Source organism: Nostoc paludosum FACHB-159 (genome assembly GCF_014698835.1).
Lineage (GTDB): Bacteria > Cyanobacteriota > Cyanobacteriia > Cyanobacteriales > Nostocaceae > Nostoc > Nostoc paludosum.
Genome location: NZ_JACJTU010000012.1, coordinates 190,171 through 208,786 on the forward strand (window position 1 = coordinate 190,171; position 18,616 = coordinate 208,786).

Genomic DNA, 18,616 nt, shown 5'->3' on the forward strand with positions numbered 1-18,616 from the left:
TTTATAAAGTGTAAAATGTCATGTATTTGATTTGTGAAAAAAATCAATAAACTTGTGTCCCCCCTCTTTCCTGTTAAGAGTTCCTTGTTCCCTATTCCCTCTCTACGCAAATAATTTCCCAAATCTAAGCAAACTCCTATACAACTTTGGGAATACTGAAATTAAGTATCCTAAAGGAGTATTAAAAATGGCAGAAAATCGTGTCAGTGCCAGGTTAAGCCCAGTAGACAAGCAAGCAGTCATGCAGGCAATCGCTACAATTAGAGAAAAGTTACCATTTTTAATTGATTTGACTCCCGAAGACCGGCGAACAATGCTGAAAATGGGAGATAAAAGTCGGGCTTTTGTCAGCAAAGCCTTAGAAGTGGCGACACAAAACCCTAACTTTTTGCCTCGTTGTTTTGATTTAGAAGAGATGCGCCGGGACTTGGAAATATATGAAGACTTGTATCCCGTGCTGTTATCTTTGACCCAACTGCAAGAACTCGTAGATGATACCTGTATAGCGGCTGCTAGCGAAGCTTATGGCGCAGCCTTAGCAGTTTATAGCTATGCCAAAGCTAGCGGCGATGTCGCAGGATTAGATGCAGTCATTGATGAGATGGGACGCAGGTTTAACCGCCGTTCTAAGAAAAAGCAAGCCGAAGTGCCAGTTAGCTAAAGTCTAAACTAGGCGATGCCTGCGGCGGGCTGCGCCTACGCAGTAGTTGACAATTTAATAAAATACACATTATTTGTAGGGGCATAACAATGTTATGCCCTTTTCGCGTTTTAAATCTAAGATTTTTGAAACCCGTGCAGGTGGTCACTGAGCTTGTCGTTCGCGTAGCGTCTCGTAGAGAAGTGCGGGTTTTGTTTGTGTAACAGCGACTTCTAGTCGCCACAGGATTTTTGAACTTCAGAAGGTCAACGTCGAGCCTCAAAAGATCAACGTCGAGCCTCAAAAGGTCAACCTTGAACCTCAGAAGGTCAACCTTGAACCTCAGAAGGTCAACGTCGAGGCTTAGAAGGTCAACTTTGAGCCTCAAAAGGTCAACCTTGAACCTCAGAAGGTCAACCTTGAACCTCAGAAGGTCAAAGTTGAGCCTCAAAAGGTCAACCTTGAGCTTCAGAAGGTCAACGCATAAAAATTACCTAAAAAAAATCTCATAAATTCCGAAATACACCATGTATATTTAGTAATTATTCTGTAGGCATTAGCACCTCAAGATTGAATCTTGTAATGAACCCACAAAACAAGCCCAAGAACCTACAAGATATTATTAAGCAACGTCAGCAATTAGGTTTTGTGGGTCGTGAAGACCAAATAAACCAATTTCGGCAAAATCTAACATTACCCCCAGAAGACGATCGCCGTCATTTTTTGTATAACATTTGGGGTGAAGGCGGGGTTGGTAAAAGCACACTTGTACGACAGTTTCGCAAAATTGCTGAAGAAGCAAAAAATATTACGGCTTATATAGATGAAGCCGAGAAAACTGTACCAGAAGTTATGGGTCGTCTAGCTGAAGACTTGGAACGGCAAGGTCATAAGTTGCCGCAGTTTAGTGAACGCTACAAAGTTTACCGTCAGAAGCGCCAAGAATTAGAAACCGATCCCGATGCTCCTCAAGGTTTTTCGGCTTTTATGGGAAAAACTGTAGTTAAAACTGGCGTGCGTCTGGCGCGTCGAGTTCCCGTTGGCGGTGCTGTATTTGACTTTGTAGATGAGGATGCTTTGGCTACCCAAGCCGGAGAATGGGCTTCTTATGTTGCTAAGAAAATCACAAATAAAGATGAAGTGCGCTTAGTTCAAGAACCTATAGAAGTCCTGACCCCACTATTTTTACAAGATATTTTTAAAATTTGTGAGAAAACTGCTGTTGCCTTGTTTTTTGATACTTATGAACGCACCGGGGAATTCTTAGATAACTGGTTACGAGAAATTCTAGAGGGTCGCCACGGTCAAGTATCTTTCAATATATTGATAACTATTGCTGGTCGGCAGGAATTAGATAAAAATCTTTGGACAGGCAACGAGGGGTTAATAGTTAGTTTTCCTTTGGAACCTTTTACCGAAGAAGAAACCCGAAAATATCTCACTCGCAAAGGCATCACTAACAGTCAGCACGTTGAAGAGATTTTACGCCTTTCTGGAAACTTGCCCTTACTAGTGGGAATGCTAACAGACGCTTATCAAAATAACTCTAACCAAATAATTGAGCCTAGCAGCAGTGCTGTAGAAAGATTTTTAAAATGGGTTGATGAACCCAAACGGCGACAAGTAGCTGTTGATGCTGCCATTGCTCGGTGCTTGAATCGGGATATTGTCGCTCAGTTGAGAGGAGAACAAGAAGCTGATGAGCTATTTACTTGGCTAAAAGAAATATCCTTTGTCAACGAACGTACCGACGGCTGGGCTTATCACGATGTCGTCAAAATGCTAATGTTACGCCACAAGCGCCTATCATCACCGCAGGGTTGGGCTGAGATACATGGCAAGCTGGCAAATTACTACGACACCCTGCGGAATGAGCTGCAATTAGAAGAAGAGAAGAAACAGCGCGATCCTAGCTGGCAAAGTCACACTTTAAATGTGTTGTACCACAGCTTATGTCAGTCACCGCAAAGGAATTTATCTGTATCTCTCAATGAATTTCTCGTTGCACTCAAAAATCAACGAAAATTTGCCCAACAATGGGCAGAAACTATGCTTCAGGCTGGTAAAGATGCTGATTCTGCTGAAGTTAAACGTTGGGGCGAACAACTAACTAATGGTTTAAAAGCTTATGAAGAAGACCGTTATCAAGTTACGGTTGAAATGTTTACCGCAGTCCTACAGAATCCCAGCATTCAGATACAATGGCAATCTATTGCTCTAGGTTGGCGCGGTAAAACTTACCGTTTAATGAAGCGTTACACGGAAGCTTTACAAGACTTTGACCGCGCTATTGAACTTGACCCCAAATATGCCTGGGCAATTGCAAATCGCGGTGTAACTTACCGTTTAATGAAGCGTTACACGGAAGCTCTACAAGACTTTGACCGCGCCATTGAACTTGACCCCAAATATGCCTGGGCGATCGCAGCAAGTCGCGGTCAAACTTACTACTTAATGGAGCGTTACACGGAAGCTCTACAAGACTTTGACCGCGCCATTGAACTTGACCCCAAATATGCCCCGGCGATTGTACTTCGGGGTGAAACTTACCGCTTGATGGAGCGTTACACGGAAGCTCTACAAGACTTTGACCGCGCCATTAAATTTGACCTCAAATTTGGCTGGCTGATCGCACTTCGCGGTATAACTTACCACTCAATGGAGCGTTACACGGAAGCTCTACAAGACTTTGACCGCGCCATTGAACTTGACCCCAAATATGCCCCGGTGATTGCACTTCGCGGTCAAACTTACCGCTCAATGGAGCGTTACATGGAAGCTCTACAAGACTTTGACCGCGCCATTGAACTTGACCCTAAAGATTCCTGGGCGATGGCACTTCGCGGTGAAACTTACCGCTTAATGGAGCGATACACGGAAGCTCTACAAGACTTTGACCGCGCTATTGAACTTGACCCTAAAGATGCCTGGGCGATCGCAAGTCGCGGTGAAACTTACTGCTCAATAAAGCAATACACACAAGCTCTACAAGATTTTGACCGTGCCATTGAACTTGACCCTAAACTTGACTGGGCGATCACAAGTCGCGGTGAAACTTACTGCTCAATGAAGCAATACACACAAGCTCTACAAGATTTTGACCGCGCCATTGAACTTGACCCCAAATATGCCTGGGTGATTGCAAGTCGCGGTGAAATTTACTGCTCAATGAAGCAATACACACAAGCTCTACAAGACTTTGACCGCGCCATTGAAATTGACCCCAAAGATGCCTGGGCGATCGCAAGTCGTGGTGAAACTTACCGCTTAATGGAGCGTTACTCGGAAGCTCTAGAAGATTTTGACCGTGCCATTGAACTTGACCCCAAGTTTGACTTTGCGATCATATTTCGCGGTCAAACTTACCTAATGCTTAAGCGGTACAATGAAGCTCTTGCAGATTTCAATTGCGCTATTGATTTAGATTCTGGGAGTGATTGGAAACTGTACAATCGCGCTTTAGCCTACCTAGCCCTTAACCAACCAGACAAAGCACGAACTGACTTAACGCTTGCCATCAAGCTTGCTAAAGAAGATTACGAAAAAGATCCTAAAGACTGGCGTGCCTTTAACTTAGCTCTTTACTATTTGGCTGCTCAATATAATCAACCAGCAGAGCAGTTATATCGCTATGTTTTATCTCAAGGTGCTTCCTTAGAGCGTATTCATGCAGCTATCCAAGACCTAAATGACTTTTTAACTGTCTTCCCTAATCATGTGCAAGCTACATCTATGCGACAGTTGTTGCAGTCTTCTCTAACTTAGGTCATGTAATTTCTACTACAAATATTAAGCGATGCCTGGGTTGGGCTACGCCTACGCTACTACTACTTTGCCTTGCTCATGAGAAACTGCTTTGCGATCGCTTTGTTATTAAGCTGTAGGTAAGCGATCGTAAGATTCCGGTTCAATATCTGGTACTTTCGCTAAAACTGCGTCGTATTTTTCTCGACTGCCTCGCTTTGCTAACTCCCCTAAATAAATTTCTGTTGTTAGTGCAGCGATTTTTTCTGCAACTGCTGTCGCCACAAATTGATCTATAGAAATCCCGTCTTGTTTGGCAAGTTCCTGCAAACTTTTGTACAAAGAGTCAGGAAGTTGGACGCTGATGTTGCTCATGACAATGCTCCAATAGATTGCAAAAACTCCACAGGTGTCAATATTGTTATCCCAAAATGCTCAATGCCTTCAAAATCACGAGCATTATATGTTATTACGCTATCACATCGCGCCTTGACTGCTAGCTCCAGCACCATATCGTCTTTTGGATCGGGCAAGTAAGGTCGCCAGAGGAAGAAAATCTGATGCTGCGTTGCAACCGAGCAATGAAACTCAATAAATTCTTCTACATCTAGTGCAGTGATATATAGATTTGGGAGTTGCCGCGATAATACCTCTCGATACTCTAAAACCAGTGGAACCGAAAGATGGATATCAAAAATTCCTGTGCCCACGAGTGTCAGTAGACGAAAAGCACTCCCTCGTTTGGAACGCAAACCAGCAACGATAACATTTGTATCAAGTACAACTTGTGGAACTGTCATAGATGCATGATATCGGCTCTGGGCTTAGGAATCAATGCTGTTTTGCAGTTCTAAGGTCAAAATTGAGCCTCAGAAGGTCAATGTTGAACCTCAGAAGGTCAACTTTGAGCCTCAAAAGCTCAACGTCGAGCCTCAGAAGGTCAACTTTCAACCTCAGAAGGTCAACGTCGAGCCTCAGAAGGTCAACGTCGAGCCTCAGAAGGTCAACGTCGAGCCTCAAAAGGTCAACGTCGAACCTCAAAAGGTCAACGTCGAGCCTCAGAAGGTCAACGTCGAGCCTCAAAAGGTCAACGTCGAGCCTCAGAAGGTCAACGTCGAGCCTCAGAAGGTCAACGTCGAGCTTAAATAAAGCTTATACAGCAAAATTACCTAAAAAAGTCTGATAAATTCCGAAATAGAGCCTGTAGCTTTAGTAGTTATCTCGTAACCATTAGCGCCTCAAAATTAAATCTGGTAATGAACCCGCAAAACAAGCCCAAGACTCTACAAGATATTCTTAAGCAACGTCAACAATCGGGTTTTGTAGGTCGTGAAGACCAGGTAAACCAATTTCGTCAAAACTTAGCTTTACCGTTAGAGGATGACCACCGTCGTTTTTTGTTTAACGTTTGGGGTGAAGGCGGGGTTGGTAAAAGTACACTGTTACGCCAGTTTCGCAAAATTGCTGATGAAGCAAAAATTATCTCGGCTTACATCGATGAAGCTGAGAAAACTGTACCAGAAGTCATGGGTCGTTTGGCTGAGGAGTTAGAACGGCAAGGTCACAAGCTAACGCAGTTTACAGAACGCTACAAAGTTTATCGTCAAAAGCGCCAGGAATTAGAAACCGATCCAGATGCTCCTCAAGGTTTTTCGGCGTTTGTCGGGAAAACTATGGTAAAAACAGGTGTGCGTCTAGCGCGTCAAGTTCCCGTTGGCGGTGCTGTATTTGACTGTGTAGATGAGGATGCTTTGGCTTCATATATTGCAAAAAAAATAACAAATAAAGATGACGTGCGCTTAGTTCAAGAACCTGAGGAAGTGCTGACGCCGTTATTTTTGCAAGATATTTTAAAAATTGCCGAAAAAACCGCTGTTGTTCTGTTTTTTGATACCTATGAACGCACAGGAGAATTTCTAGACAACTGGCTACGGGAAATTTTAGAGGGTCGCCACGGTGAAGTATCTCTCAATATATTGATAACAATTGCCGGTCGCCATGAATTAGATAAAAATCATTGGACACCTTACGAGGGGTTAATAGTTCGTTTCCCTCTGGAACCCTTTACAGAAGAAGAAGCCCAACAATATTTAACTCGCAAAGGCATTACTAACAGTCAGGTTGTAGAAACGATTTTACACCTTTCTGGAAATTTGCCCCTGCTGGTAGGAATGCTAGCAGATGCACATCCCAATGACCCCAATCAAGTATTTGAGCCTAGCAGCAGTGCTGTAGAAAGATTTTTAAAATGGGTTGATGACCCCAAACGGCGACAAGTGGCTCTTGATGCTGCCATTCCTCGGTGTTTAAATCGAGATGTGATAGCCAAGTTGAGAGGAGAACAAGAAGCTGATGAGCTATTTACTTGGCTCAAAGAAACATCCTTTGTCAACAAACGTACCGATGGCTGGGCTTATCATGATGTTGTGAAAACGCAAATGTTACGCCACAAGCGTCTTTCATCGCCACAAGGTTGGGCTGAGATACATAGTAAGTTGGCAGACTATTACAACACTCTGCGGAACGAGCTGCTATTGGAAGAAGAGGAAAAACAGCGCGATCCTAGCTGGCAAAGTCATACTTTAAATATGTTGTACCACAGCTTATGTCAGTCACCGCAAAGGAATTTATCTGTAGCTCTCAATGAATTTCTGGCTGCATTCAACGAGCAACGCAAATTTGCCCAACAGTTGGCAGAAACAATGTTTCAGGCTGGTAAAGATGTGGATGCTGCTGAAGTTCAGCGTTGGGGTGAGCAACTAGCTAATGGGTTAAAAGCCTTTGACCAAAAGTTTTACCCAGTTACATTAGAAATGTTTACCGCAATCATACAAAATTCTAGGATTGAAGTTAAATGGCAACCTATTGCTTTAGGTTGGCGCGGTATAACTTACCGTTTAATGAAGCTTTACGCACAAGCCCTACAAGATTTTGACCGTGCGATTGAACTTAACCCCAAATTTGACTGGTGGGCGATCGCAGGTCGCGGTGTAACTTACCGTGACATGGAGCGTTACGCGGAAGCTCTGCAAGATTTTGACCGCGCAATTGAACTTAACCCCAAAGATGACTGGGCGATTGCAAGTCGTGGTGTAACTTACCGTTTAATGGAGCGTTACGCAGAAGCCCTGCAAGACTTTAACCGTGCAATTGAACTTAACCCCAATGAACTTAACCCTAAATTTGACTGGGCGATGGCACATCGCGGTGAAACTTACCGCTTAATGAAGCGTTACCCAGAAGCCCTACAAGACTTTGACCGCGCCATTGAACTTAACCCCAAACTTGACTGGGCGATCGCAAATCGCGGTATAACTTACCTCCAGCTTAAGCGTTACAATGAAGCTCTTGTAGATTTCAACCGCGCTATTGACTTACATTCTGATAGTAATTGGTATTTATATAATCGCGCTTTAGCCTACCAAGCCCTTAACCAACCAGATAAAGCATGGGCTGACCTAGCATTTGCCATCAAGCTTGCTAAACAGCATTACGAAAAAGATGCTAAAGACTGGCGTAATGCCTTTAACTTAGCTCTCTACTATTTAGCTGCTCAATATATTCAACCAGCAGAGCGGTTATATTGCTATGCCTTATCGAAGGGTGCTTCCTCAGAATCTATTCGTAAAACTATCCAAGACCTAGATGACTTTTTAACCGTGTTCCCTGACCATGTGCAGGCTACATCTATACGACAGTTGTTGCAGTCTTCTCTATAACAAGGGACTGGGTGAAAAGTCTTTTTGTGTCTACGAATTAATAATTAGTTAACTAACTGCCATTTATCGCCAATTTCCCCAGACGCTTCAATACACGCAAAACCGTATACAACTCATTCCCTGGATTGAAGATATAGAATAAGCGAGACAAGGCATACTTTGGTGTTTCTTGTTTAACCAACTTCACAAAAATAAAGCTACCACCATTAGTAATTAGCCCGTATATTGGTTTATCCGTGTTAGATAATGCCAACATATAAGCTAGCAGCTGTGCTTTACCAACTTCTACAGAAAAAGCTGCTTGTTTGGACTCTATAACTACTACTACTAGCTGTTCAAATAAAATCAAGACATCAATCTGCCCTTTGACCGTTACGCCTTCATCGTCAGCAGTAACTTCTACAGACTTTTCAGATTTGACATGAAACGGCGATAGATAAAAGTCTGCTAAATCTAACAAGGGAGAAAGCACCACCATCTTGACGGTGTTTTCTAACAGCGGAGGATACTTGAGTAAATTGGCGTAACTTGCCTTAACTCGGTCGAGTTGTTTTTTTTCCGTATCGGTTATTTCTGGTAAATTCTCTTGCCACTCTCTAAAAAATTGCTCATCCTCAACCAATTGCAGTCCAAAGCTGTTCTCTAAATCAAGCAGCGTAATTTCTTTAGCCTGTATTGTTTGAACCATAATCCCAAAATATTTTAGTAAATAATAGTGAAAGTAAATGTGCTTTTAGACGAAACTAGAGACAGTGGTAGAAAATTAAAACCAAGCTTGCACGATTAAAAATGAAATCAACAGCAGAAAGAGAACAGTTAATTAAAGATATCAACGTACTGTTACATCAAGCTTATGACAGTACTTTAGATGAAATCTACGCACTTTTAAAAAGAATCGACGAACTAGACGACGAAGAAGACTTAAAAGCCATTAAAGAAACTAGGGAAGATATACGCATTAATGGTACTGTGTCTTGGGATGAAATTCAAAACGAAATCAAAAATGAAATAAACAAGGATGTTGCGTGAGTTACGAAGTTAAATTTTCAAATAGTGCGAAAAAGCAGTTTAGGAAATTACCTTTAGATATACAACAGCGCATACAGACTAAAATCAACGACTTAGCAATAGAACCGCGTCCAAACGGGGTCAAAAAATTACAAGGCGATGATAATTCATACCGTATTCGAGTAGGAGATTATCGGTTAGTTTATGAAATAGATGATAATGTTTTGATAATAACTGTAATAAAAGTACGACACCGTAGCGAGATTTATAAATACGAAAGTTAGCACAAGTGCGTAATTTCTATCTCTTCTTTGCGCCTTTGCGTCTTTGCGTGAGAAAAAAATATTTATACAAGCCCTATACTGTACCAAATTTGTCTAATCGGTCAACTCAATTGCATAGAAATATTAAGCGATCGCCTTCCACGGACTACGCCTACACGTTTACATTATGCCCGTTTCATGACAATGTGTAGGCGATCGCTTCATTTAAGATTCTTGCAAAAATCTTTCAAAGATTAGTGGGGAGTATCCAGGGAACACACTAAAAACTTACTATTAAATTTTCTCATTAATAAGTTAAGGCTTTCCTCTCAATATCAGCAAAACTTTGGATTAACTATTGGTACTTCTTTAAAACTCTCTTGTTGTGGTTCTAAACCTTTGTCAGCAAAATGCTTATTCATCAGCGCCGGGACTTGTGGCGCTTGAATTTGGCTGTAGCGTGTTTTGTCAGGCATGACTAGGTTTGGCCCGGCTTTGCAGTTTTTCATACAGCCGGTGCCCTTGATTGTAACTTGGTCTTCTAAACCGCGATCGCTCAAAGCCGCCTCCAACGCCTGACAAACTGCTTTACCACCGCGTTTCATGCAATCAGACTTTTGACACACCAAGATTGTCGCTTTTGTCTTCGCTGGTTTTACCTTTGCATTATCAATTGATGGAGGTTCTTGTGGTGCAGCGATAGTTTGAACTCTGGCCACTTCAGAACGTGCCGCCATCACACGTTCAGCTTTGAATGTAACTTTGTCTTTTTTTATATCGTATTTTTTGTAACCAACAACTTGTAGCCAAGTACCTCGTGGTAGCCGCAAATCAAAAGCAGCCCGTAAATGCTTAGCGAGTTTAACGTAGCATTCACCCTCATGAGTACCCAGCAGCAAACCTTTGAGCTTATAACCATCTTTAATAACAAAATCTATAAATCTGCCCTCAAGGCAAAATTCCGATACTTCCAGACTCTGACATGCACCCATTTTTTAACCTCCTTTTAACTAATACAAGCTAGCTACAACGATCTTTTCAACACCAGGGTAAAAATTAGCAATGTAGATTAGGACTTTTGGTAACGACTTTTCCAGCAGCATTCAAGAGTCCAAATTTGGTCTTGGCGAGAGGCAGTGAATCGCCGTATCACACTCCAAAGTTGAACAGCCGCAGTGGCAGAACTAATTTCAACTTGTAATGGCTGATTAGTCACACAATTACAAGGAATATCTAACTCCTTCAGACGTTGATAGACTTGCCAACGGTCTGCCCAATTCACTTCTACAACGTGCTTGTTTTCTACTTCTGAACTAAACGATTTCAAGAGAATTGCCCTCAAAGTGCAACAAACTTGCAGTAAATACCGCGATATAACTTCTTACTTTTTGAAAGTCATGGGAGTTTGACCTCTTAAAACCAGCATACCTTAAGTGCAAACAATTCTCATTAACTTTGAAAAAAAATAATTACTGGCATTGGGCATGGGGAGATGAAGGGGATCAGGGAGACGCGGGGACGCGGGGATGAGGGGGATGGGGAAGTGTGGGGGGATGGGGAAGTGTGGGGGGATGGGGAAGTGTGGGGAGAAAGAGAATTTATGCCCTCGTCTCTTCCCACACCTCCCACACCTCCCACACCTTCCACACCTCCCACACCTCCCACACCTCCCACACTCCTGTTTGCCCCATGCCCCACCCCTTAAACATCATTCAACAAACAAATAAACTCGACAATTTTTGTAGCTAAAAATTAAAAATTTAGTCATAGCGAAAAGGCCTTGCCATTATTGTGAAAATGTTAGTATATAAAGACTAAGCAGTTAAAAACTGTAACTGCTAAAGAGCGAGGAGAACAATGTCTGAAACACAAACTTTGTTACGAAATTTTGGTCATGTATATGACAATCCAGTACTGTTAGATCACAGCGTAACTGCCCCAGTTACAGAAGGATTCAACGTTGTATTAGCTAGTTTCCAAGCACTTTACTTGCAGTACCAAAAGCATCATTTTGTAGTTGAAGGTGCAGAATTTTACTCTCTGCATGAGTTTTTTAACGAAAGCTACAATGAAGTGCAAGACCACATCCATGAAATTGGAGAGCGCTTGGATGGACTGGGCGGTGTGCCAGTTGCAAGCTTCAGCAAATTAGCAGAATTAACCTGTTTTCAACAAGAACCCGATGGCGTATATTCTGCCCGCCAAATGGTAGAAAATGACTTAGCTGCCGAGCAAGCAATCATTGGTGTAATTCGCCGCCAAGCTGCCCAGGCAGAGAGTTTAGGCGATCGAGCTACACGCTATCTCTACGAAAAGATTTTGTTAAAAACTGAGGAACGTGCTTATCATTTGTCCCACTTCCTCGCTAAAGACAGCTTAACCTTAGGCTTTGTCCAAGCTGCTCAAAGCTAAAACTCTCATAATCTAGATTTTTCTACCTAGAGCGAAAGAAAAAGTCAGCAGGATTAACTCTTAAAATATTATAAAAAATGGCAGAGAGTAGCATTCCTATCTCTCTGCCATTTTTTATATAAGTCAACATATTTACATCATATTTAACCTTGAAAATATTTAGCAATTAGTTAGCCAAGATATATTTTGATGTCAGTAACCTATTTGTTATAAATAAACACCCTGGTATCTGCCACAATAAATCAGCATTTGTTGAAAATGTTCATCAAATTAAATAAAAAATCTTCGCAAGAGCTAGAGAAAATTTAGTACCACAATTTAATAAAATTAGAAATAGAAAATAATAAAAGGGCATAGGGCATGGAAAGATGAGGGAGACGCGGGGACAAGGAGACAAGGAGAATAATTTTTAACTCGTCAGTCAACAGTCAACACTCCCAATGCCCCATGCCCCATGCCCTATCAAGTTAGAAAACTTAATAATAAAAAGCACGATCGCGGGTAAACACCCTTAAAATAATCAGGATTTGTATTCTCGTACTCCAAGGCAACTACTATGCCCCGCCGTGATGACCTCCGGAAGATTCTACTGTTAGGCTCTGGCCCAATTGTGATTGGACAAGCCTGTGAGTTTGACTACTCTGGCACTCAAGCTTGCAAAGCGCTGCGAGAAGAAGGCTATGAAGTCGTGTTGGTCAACTCTAACCCTGCAACGATTATGACCGACCCGGAAACGGCCGATCGCACTTACATTGAGCCGCTAACTCCGGAATTAGTCGAAAAAGTGATCGCTAAAGAACGCCCTGATGCTCTACTCCCAACGATGGGAGGACAAACTGCCCTAAATCTCGCTGTTGCCTTAGCCAAAAATGGCGCACTGGAAAAATACGGCGTTGAGTTAATCGGCGCTAAGCTACCAGCCATTGAAAAAGCCGAAGACAGAAAATTGTTTGGTGAAGCTATGGCAAAAATCGGGGTAGCTGTATGTCCCAGTGGTACAGCCGAATCCTTAGACGAAGCAAAAGCCATCGCTCGCCAAATTGGCACTTATCCCCTAATTATTCGTCCTGCCTTCACAATGGGTGGAAGTGGCGGCGGTATTGCCTACAACCAAGAAGAATTTGAAGAAATGGCACAGGTCGGTATAGATGCTAGCCCTGTTTCCCAAATTCTCATTGACCAGTCTTTACTCGGCTGGAAAGAATACGAACTCGAAGTGATGCGTGACCTTGCAGATAACGTGGTGATTATCTGCTCCATCGAAAACCTTGACCCTATGGGCATCCACACCGGGGATTCGATTACCGTAGCTCCCGCCCAAACCCTCACTGATAAAGAATATCAAAGGCTGCGGGATATGGCAATTAAAATCATCCGCGAGATAGGTGTGGAAACTGGCGGTTCTAATATTCAATTTGCCATTAATCCTGTCACTGGAGATGTGGTGGTAATTGAAATGAACCCCCGCGTTTCCCGCAGTTCGGCTTTAGCTTCTAAAGCGACGGGTTTCCCCATCGCCAAAATGGCAGCAAAGTTAGCGGTAGGCTACACCTTGGATGAAATTAAAAATGACATCACCAAGAAAACTCCGGCGTCCTTTGAACCAACAATTGACTACGTAGTTACAAAAATCCCTCGCTTCGCCTTTGAAAAATTCCCTGGTTCCGAACCAGTGCTGACAACCCAAATGAAATCAGTGGGGGAAGCAATGGCAATTGGACGGACTTTCAACGAATCCTTCCAAAAAGCGTTACGTTCTCTGGAAACCGGACGTGCTGGCTGGGGTTGCGACAAAGCCGAAAAATTACCCAGTGGCGAACAAATCCGCGCCCTGCTGCGGACGCCAAACCCCGATCGCATTTTTGCCGTGCGTCATGCCTTACAGTTAGGCATCACAGCTGAGGAAATCTACGAACTCACTGGTATTGACCCGTGGTTCCTAGATAAGATGCAGCAAATTCTGGATATCGAGAAATTCCTCAAGCGCACATCCTTAAAGGAATTGACAAAAGAGCAACTTTATGAGGTGAAGCGGAATGGATTTAGCGATCGCCAGATTGCCTATGCTACCAAAACCACCGAAGATGAAGTCCGCGCCTATCGCAAACAATTAGGAGTCACCCCAGTTTACAAAACTGTGGACACCTGTGCCGCGGAGTTTGAAGCGTTTACTCCTTACTACTATTCTACCTACGAAGAAGAAACAGAAGTTTTGCCAACAACCAAGCCCAAAGTCATGATTTTGGGTGGTGGCCCTAACCGCATCGGACAGGGAATTGAGTTTGACTATTGTTGTTGTCACGCTGCCTATGCACTCAAAGGAGCAGGGTACGAGACGATTATGGTCAACTCCAACCCAGAGACAGTTTCCACAGATTATGATACCAGCGATCGCCTTTACTTCGAGCCGTTAACAAAAGAAGATGTCCTGAATATCATCGAAGCTGAAAATCCTGTAGGCATAATAGTCCAGTTTGGCGGGCAAACACCGCTGAAGTTGGCTGTTCCCCTCCAAGAATATTTGCAGGGATTGGGGACTGGGGACTGGGGACTGGGGACTGGGGAGAGTTCCCAATCCCCAATCCCTAATCACCAGTCCCCAATCCCCAAAATTTGGGGTACATCGCCAGATTCCATCGACATGGCAGAAAACCGAGAACGATTTGAGAAGATTCTCAAAGAGTTAAATATTGCTCAACCACCTAATGGTATTGCTCGGAGTTTTGAAGATGCGCTGATTGTCGCCAAACGCATTGGCTATCCGGTGGTGGTGCGTCCTAGCTATGTGTTGGGGGGACGGGCGATGGAAATCGTTTATTCCGATGGAGAGTTGGAACGCTACATGACCTTTGCGGTGCAGGTAGAACCAGACCATCCAATTTTAATTGATAAGTTTTTAGAAAATGCCATTGAAGTTGATGTCGATGCGATCGCCGACCATACAGGACGGGTTGTGATTGGCGGGATTATGGAACACATCGAACAAGCAGGAATTCACTCAGGAGACTCCGCTTGTTCGTTACCTTCGATTTCCTTACCACCAGCAGTTCTCAACCAAATTCGTACATGGACAGTGCAACTAGCGCAGGCGTTGTCAGTGGTGGGATTGATGAATATTCAGTTTGCCGTCGTTGGTGCAAGCGGCTATTCTCCCCAAGTTTACATTTTGGAAGCCAACCCCCGCGCCTCCCGTACAGTGCCATTTGTTTCTAAAGCAACGGGCGTCCAGTTAGCCAAACTAGCGTCCTTAATCATGTCAGGGAAAACCTTAGAGGAGCTAAACTTCACCGAGGAAATCATCCCGACTCACATTGCTGTTAAGGAAGCTGTATTACCCTTTAATAAATTCCCTGGAACTGATACAATATTAGGCCCAGAAATGCGCTCCACTGGTGAGGTGATGGGGATTGACAGCGACTTTGGACGAGCCTTTGCCAAAGCCGAATTGGGTGCTGGGGAGCGTTTACCGTTAAGCGGAACAGTGTTTGTATCAATGAGCGATCGCGATAAAACATCTGCCGCAGTTGTGGTGAAAGAATTTATCGATTTGGGCTTTAACGTGATGGCCACACTTGGTACGCGCCGGGTTCTTCTGGAACAAGGGTTAAATGTTGAATTAGTACTGAAACTCCATGAAGGGCGACCCCACGTCCTAGATGCAATCAAAAACCAGAAAATTCAACTGATTATCAACACACCCTCTGGCGAAGAAGCCCATACCGATGCGAGGCTAATTCGCCGCACAGCCTTGGCTTACAAAATCCCTATTATAACAACCATTGCAGGTGCAAAAGCTACCGTGGCCGCCATTCGTTCCTTACAAAACACAACCTTGGATGTAAAAGTCATCCAAGACTACTGCAAGGTTGCAAGGGAGTAAGGAGTCGGGAGTCGGGAGTCGGGAGAGATGGGCAGGAGGCAGAGGGGTGGAGGGGCAAAGGAGATGGGGGAGTGTGGGGAATGTGGGAGGATGGCGAAGATTTTTTCTGCCGTGTCTTCCCACACCTCTCCATGCCCAATGCCCAATGCCCAATGCCCAATGCCCAATGCCCAATGCCCAATGCCCAATGCCCAATGCCCAATGCCCAATGCCCAATGCCCAATGCCCAATGCCCAATGCCCAATGCCCAATGCCCAATGCCCAATGCCCAATGCCCAAAAATTAAACAATCCTTATAAGAGAATGACTATAGTTCTCATTGAGATATTTTAACAAATATGAGGAAGTTTTTTTGAGCCAGATAAGTAGTGAAATCGCCTTTTAAGCGGTATTAAAAGGAAAAATACTACTGCATCAACTGGAACAACGAGGAAATTTCTTCAGGTATATAGCCAAAACCTTATCAGAAAGGTTACAATTATTAATATTAATCTAATAGAAGAATGTTTAAGAAATTACCTTTTATCTAACTGTAGATACTTGTGGAAAGTAGGAAATAACTGTAACTTTTAGCAGTTAAGAAGCTCAATTTTGATTATTTATGAGCAGCCGAATTTATCGGGCGCGTAAGTTGCAAAGCATAAGTATGGGTTCCCAGTCAGACTGGCTAGTACCCATAAAGAGCATCTATCCCTGAATGACCCTACCATCAAACCCATCATCACCAAAGAGTAGCGCCATGAAGACCGCTCAGACAGCCACAGACCTCGTGCGGACTTACCTGCGTGAGATTGGCCGTGTGCCACTCTTAACCCACGAGGAAGAGATTTTCTATGGTAAGCAGGTGCAACGTTCAACGGCTTTGCACGAATCGCGGGAAAGTCTTGCCAACCAGTTAGGTCGCGAACCAACTCTAGAAGAGTGGGCAAAAGCGGCACAATTAGAACCAGAAGAGTTGAACGAAGCGATCGCTGATGGTGAAATTGCCAAGCGCAAGATGGTAGAAGCCAATTTGCGGCTGGTGGTCTCCGTTGCCAAAAAGTACATCAAGCGCAACGTCGATTTACTGGACTTGATCCAAGAAGGTAGTATTGGAATGCAACGTGGTGTGGAAAAGTTTGACCCCACCAAAGGTTATAGATTTTCAACCTATGCCTATTGGTGGATTCGCCAAGCTATCACCCGTGCTATAGCAGAAAAAGCCCGCACCATTCGGCTGCCTATCCACATAACCGAAAAATTAAATAAAATTAAAAAAGCACAGCGGCAATTGTCTCAAAAATTGGGACGCGCTCCCACAGCTGGTGAGCTAGCTCAAGAATTGGAATTGACGCCAAAGCAAGTGCGAGAATATCTAGAAAAGGCGCGTTTGCCTCTTTCCTTGGATTTGCGGTTAGGTGACAACTACGACACCGAACTCGGAGAAATGCTGGAAGATCCAGGAGCTTCTCCAGAAGAATTTGTTATGCAATCTTCCCTATCTTATGACTTAGAGCGCCTCATGGGCGATCTCACGCCACAACAAAGGGAAGTAATCACACTACGCTTTGGGTTAACTGACGGCCAAGCACTGACTCTGGCAAGAATCGGTGAAATCCTCAACATTAGCCGGGAACGAGTCCGGCAAATTGAACGCGAAGCCTTGACCAAACTTCGTAAATCTAAAGCCAACATGGATGAATATTTGGCAAGTTAGTCATTTGTCATTTACACTTTCTTACAAAGTCTGAGCGAAGGAAACCTCTGCTCAGACTTTGTGCTTTGCCATTTGTGAAAACCAAAGCTCAATGACTAACTGCTACTGACCAATTGGTGAGAAAATACCCTGCTGTTGGTACGGTTACACCCACTTCCAGCAGCAAAAGAGCCTGTTACATTATTTAACAGGAAGACTAAACAGTCAGTTAAGACAAATCCCCAAAAGGCATTTAGTCTCCAAATACGAATACCGTAGCTAAAAATCGTAGTCAAGGAGATAGAAAATGAATAATCCATCCAATCGCGTCTCAGAATTTTTCAATGGTGAATCAGAAACTAGCGATTTGCTATGGCAATACGTTAAATCCTTGAGTCCTGAGACAGTTACTCAGTTATCTAAACCCAGTTCTCCCGAAGTTTTTCAGGTGATGGAACGTAACATTACAGGACTTTTGGGAAACTTACCCTCAGAACACTTTGGAGTTACCGTCACCACCAGTCGTGAAAGCCTCGGTCGGCTTTTGGCCTCTGCGATGATTAGCGGTTATTTCTTGCGTAACGCCGAGCAGAGAATGAATTTTGAAATCGCCCTACAAGGAACTGAAACCAATAATAGCGAAATTGACTAAAAATATTACAGCAGAATTCAGAATTCAGGATTCAGAATTGGCTAGTAAAACAGGTTTCTCACTTGGGTTTTAGACGAATGGTTGTATACTTTACCTTAGTTGCAATTCGCTGTAAAGTTTAGGAAGTTTAATATCATTGGGCTGAAGTCATTCCCAGTCATGGCTAGCATCACTAAGAAAATAGCCATCTGCGAAATCCTTGTGTAGAGTTTGCAATCATGCATTACATAAGTATTTAACAAGAAGCAAAAAACAAGCGAACTTGGATTGAAATTGATACCCAAAGAGTACAGAGTAATGCAGAATTTTTTAATTCGTTTTTCTCGAAATTTACCTAATTTGGGAATTAGTCAAATCAGAGGCGCATTTTTAAATGAATAACAAAAACGTGTGGATAAACAAACAGCGATAAACAAGATTCGCAATCAATACAAACTCGGCAAGATTAAAACTAGTCTGCCGAGTTTTGTTATGGGGGATTGGGAGTGTTGACTGTTGACTGAGAAATTATCTCCCCATACTTCTCTACGAGAGGCTGCGCCAACGGCTCCGCTCAGTACAAGTCTCCTCATACTTCTCTACGAGAGGCTGCGCCAACGGCTCCGCTCAGTACAAGTCTCCTC

17 protein-coding genes are annotated in these 18,616 nt (G+C 43.4%); 9 read left to right on the forward strand and 8 right to left on the reverse strand.

Annotation, left to right across the window (positions count from 1 at the left end):
• The first annotated feature begins 187 nt into the window (after positions 1 to 187).
• Both H6H03_RS14880 and H6H03_RS14885 read left to right on the forward strand, forming a co-directional pair.
• On the forward strand, positions 188 to 661 hold the full coding sequence (locus H6H03_RS14880) for a hypothetical protein (protein ID WP_190955861.1): 474 nt from the start codon (positions 188 to 190) through the stop codon (positions 659 to 661).
• Between the two features lie 561 nt (positions 662 to 1,222).
• Positions 1,223 to 4,405, forward strand: coding sequence for a tetratricopeptide repeat protein (locus H6H03_RS14885; protein WP_190955862.1), 3,183 nt, complete (start codon positions 1,223 to 1,225; stop codon positions 4,403 to 4,405).
• 108 nt (positions 4,406 to 4,513) lie between these two features.
• On the opposite strand, the gene H6H03_RS14890 is transcribed toward H6H03_RS14885, so the two are convergent.
• The 3 genes from H6H03_RS14890 to H6H03_RS39950 are packed head-to-tail and all read right to left on the reverse strand — an operon-like array spanning position 4,514 to position 5,467.
• A complete protein-coding gene (locus H6H03_RS14890) occupies positions 4,514 to 4,759 on the reverse strand; it encodes a ribbon-helix-helix protein, CopG family (protein WP_190955863.1) in 246 nt (81 codons plus the stop codon).
• The gene (locus tag H6H03_RS14895; RefSeq protein ID WP_190955864.1) at positions 4,756 to 5,184 is read right to left on the reverse strand and encodes a putative toxin-antitoxin system toxin component, PIN family; all 429 of its coding nucleotides are present in this window, start codon (positions 5,182 to 5,184) and stop codon (positions 4,756 to 4,758) included. Before H6H03_RS14895 ends, H6H03_RS14890 begins: the two co-directional genes overlap by 4 nt.
• 31 nt (positions 5,185 to 5,215) lie before the next feature.
• The gene (locus tag H6H03_RS39950; RefSeq protein WP_206758836.1) at positions 5,216 to 5,467 is read right to left on the reverse strand and encodes a hypothetical protein; all 252 of its coding nucleotides are present in this window, start codon (positions 5,465 to 5,467) and stop codon (positions 5,216 to 5,218) included.
• A 173-nt stretch (positions 5,468 to 5,640) separates the two neighbouring features.
• Between H6H03_RS39950 and H6H03_RS40315 the strand changes: the two genes are divergently transcribed.
• The gene (locus H6H03_RS40315; protein WP_242057906.1) at positions 5,641 to 8,103 is read left to right on the forward strand and encodes a tetratricopeptide repeat protein; all 2,463 of its coding nucleotides are present in this window, start codon (positions 5,641 to 5,643) and stop codon (positions 8,101 to 8,103) included.
• Positions 8,104 to 8,155: 52 nt separating this feature from the next.
• On the opposite strand, the gene H6H03_RS14910 is transcribed toward H6H03_RS40315, so the two are convergent.
• On the reverse strand, positions 8,156 to 8,791 hold the full coding sequence (locus H6H03_RS14910) for a restriction endonuclease subunit R (RefSeq protein ID WP_190955866.1): 636 nt from the start codon (positions 8,789 to 8,791) through the stop codon (positions 8,156 to 8,158).
• 101 nt (positions 8,792 to 8,892) lie between these two features.
• On the opposite strand from H6H03_RS14910, the gene H6H03_RS14915 reads away from it, so the two are divergent.
• Together H6H03_RS14915 and H6H03_RS14920 are read left to right on the forward strand one after the other, a co-directional pair.
• Positions 8,893 to 9,132 carry a hypothetical protein gene (locus H6H03_RS14915; protein WP_190955867.1) on the forward strand — a complete coding sequence of 80 codons (240 nt, stop codon included), beginning with the start codon at positions 8,893 to 8,895 and terminating at the stop codon, positions 9,130 to 9,132.
• Positions 9,129 to 9,395 carry a type II toxin-antitoxin system RelE family toxin gene (locus H6H03_RS14920; protein WP_190955868.1) on the forward strand — a complete coding sequence of 89 codons (267 nt, stop codon included), beginning with the start codon at positions 9,129 to 9,131 and terminating at the stop codon, positions 9,393 to 9,395. The genes H6H03_RS14915 and H6H03_RS14920 overlap by 4 nt, the downstream gene beginning before the upstream one ends.
• Before the next feature lie 314 nt (positions 9,396 to 9,709).
• Here the strand turns inward: H6H03_RS14920 and H6H03_RS14925 are convergent, their stop codons facing one another.
• From H6H03_RS14925 to H6H03_RS14935, 3 genes are all read right to left on the reverse strand, one after another.
• Positions 9,710 to 10,366, reverse strand: a complete 657-nt coding sequence (locus H6H03_RS14925) for a (2Fe-2S) ferredoxin domain-containing protein (RefSeq protein ID WP_190955869.1) — start codon at positions 10,364 to 10,366, stop codon at positions 9,710 to 9,712.
• Between the two features lie 77 nt (positions 10,367 to 10,443).
• Positions 10,444 to 10,701 carry an Asr1405/Asl0597 family protein gene (locus H6H03_RS14930; protein ID WP_190955870.1) on the reverse strand — a complete coding sequence of 86 codons (258 nt, stop codon included), beginning with the start codon at positions 10,699 to 10,701 and terminating at the stop codon, positions 10,444 to 10,446.
• Positions 10,702 to 10,823: 122 nt separating this feature from the next.
• A complete protein-coding gene (locus H6H03_RS14935) occupies positions 10,824 to 11,072 on the reverse strand; it encodes a hypothetical protein (protein ID WP_190955871.1) in 249 nt (82 codons plus the stop codon).
• 159 nt (positions 11,073 to 11,231) lie between these two features.
• Between H6H03_RS14935 and H6H03_RS14940 the strand changes: the two genes are divergently transcribed.
• Together H6H03_RS14940 and carB are read left to right on the forward strand one after the other, a co-directional pair.
• Positions 11,232 to 11,786, forward strand: coding sequence for a DNA starvation/stress protection protein DpsA (locus H6H03_RS14940; protein WP_190955872.1), 555 nt, complete (start codon positions 11,232 to 11,234; stop codon positions 11,784 to 11,786).
• Between the two features lie 556 nt (positions 11,787 to 12,342).
• Positions 12,343 to 15,666: a carbamoyl-phosphate synthase large subunit gene (gene carB, locus H6H03_RS14945; protein WP_190955873.1), complete on the forward strand. Its 3,324-nt coding sequence runs from the start codon at positions 12,343 to 12,345 to the stop codon at positions 15,664 to 15,666.
• Here the strand turns inward: carB and H6H03_RS14950 are convergent.
• On the reverse strand, positions 15,642 to 15,956 hold the full coding sequence (locus H6H03_RS14950; protein ID WP_190955887.1) for a hypothetical protein: 315 nt from the start codon (positions 15,954 to 15,956) through the stop codon (positions 15,642 to 15,644). The genes carB and H6H03_RS14950 overlap by 25 nt on opposite strands.
• 449 nt (positions 15,957 to 16,405) lie before the next feature.
• Between H6H03_RS14950 and H6H03_RS14955 the strand changes: the two genes are divergently transcribed.
• Both H6H03_RS14955 and H6H03_RS14960 read left to right on the forward strand, forming a co-directional pair.
• On the forward strand, positions 16,406 to 17,362 hold the full coding sequence (locus H6H03_RS14955; protein WP_096541279.1) for an RNA polymerase sigma factor, RpoD/SigA family: 957 nt from the start codon (positions 16,406 to 16,408) through the stop codon (positions 17,360 to 17,362).
• Between the two features lie 286 nt (positions 17,363 to 17,648).
• A complete protein-coding gene (locus H6H03_RS14960) occupies positions 17,649 to 17,993 on the forward strand; it encodes a DUF760 domain-containing protein (RefSeq protein ID WP_096541283.1) in 345 nt (114 codons plus the stop codon).
• Positions 17,994 to 18,616: the final 623 nt, after the last annotated feature.

Bases quoted from the DNA above. Each gene is read 5' to 3' on its own strand.
- H6H03_RS14915 (WP_190955867.1), top strand. From the start codon at position 8,893: ATGAAATCAACAGCAGAAAGAGAACAGTTAATTAAAGATATCAACGTA.
- H6H03_RS14880 (WP_190955861.1), top strand. From the start codon at position 188: ATGGCAGAAAATCGTGTCAGTGCCAGGTTAAGCCCAGTAGACAAGCAA.
- H6H03_RS14895 (WP_190955864.1), bottom strand. From the start codon at position 5,184: ATGACAGTTCCACAAGTTGTACTTGATACAAATGTTATCGTTGCTGGT.
- H6H03_RS14890 (WP_190955863.1), bottom strand. From the start codon at position 4,759: ATGAGCAACATCAGCGTCCAACTTCCTGACTCTTTGTACAAAAGTTTG.
- H6H03_RS14910 (WP_190955866.1), bottom strand. From the start codon at position 8,791: ATGGTTCAAACAATACAGGCTAAAGAAATTACGCTGCTTGATTTAGAG.
- carB (WP_190955873.1), top strand. From the start codon at position 12,343: ATGCCCCGCCGTGATGACCTCCGGAAGATTCTACTGTTAGGCTCTGGC.
- H6H03_RS14885 (WP_190955862.1), top strand. From the start codon at position 1,223: ATGAACCCACAAAACAAGCCCAAGAACCTACAAGATATTATTAAGCAA.
- H6H03_RS14960 (WP_096541283.1), top strand. From the start codon at position 17,649: ATGAATAATCCATCCAATCGCGTCTCAGAATTTTTCAATGGTGAATCA.
- H6H03_RS14925 (WP_190955869.1), bottom strand. From the start codon at position 10,366: ATGGGTGCATGTCAGAGTCTGGAAGTATCGGAATTTTGCCTTGAGGGC.
- H6H03_RS14940 (WP_190955872.1), top strand. From the start codon at position 11,232: ATGTCTGAAACACAAACTTTGTTACGAAATTTTGGTCATGTATATGAC.
- H6H03_RS40315 (WP_242057906.1), top strand. From the start codon at position 5,641: ATGAACCCGCAAAACAAGCCCAAGACTCTACAAGATATTCTTAAGCAA.
- H6H03_RS14955 (WP_096541279.1), top strand. From the start codon at position 16,406: ATGAAGACCGCTCAGACAGCCACAGACCTCGTGCGGACTTACCTGCGT.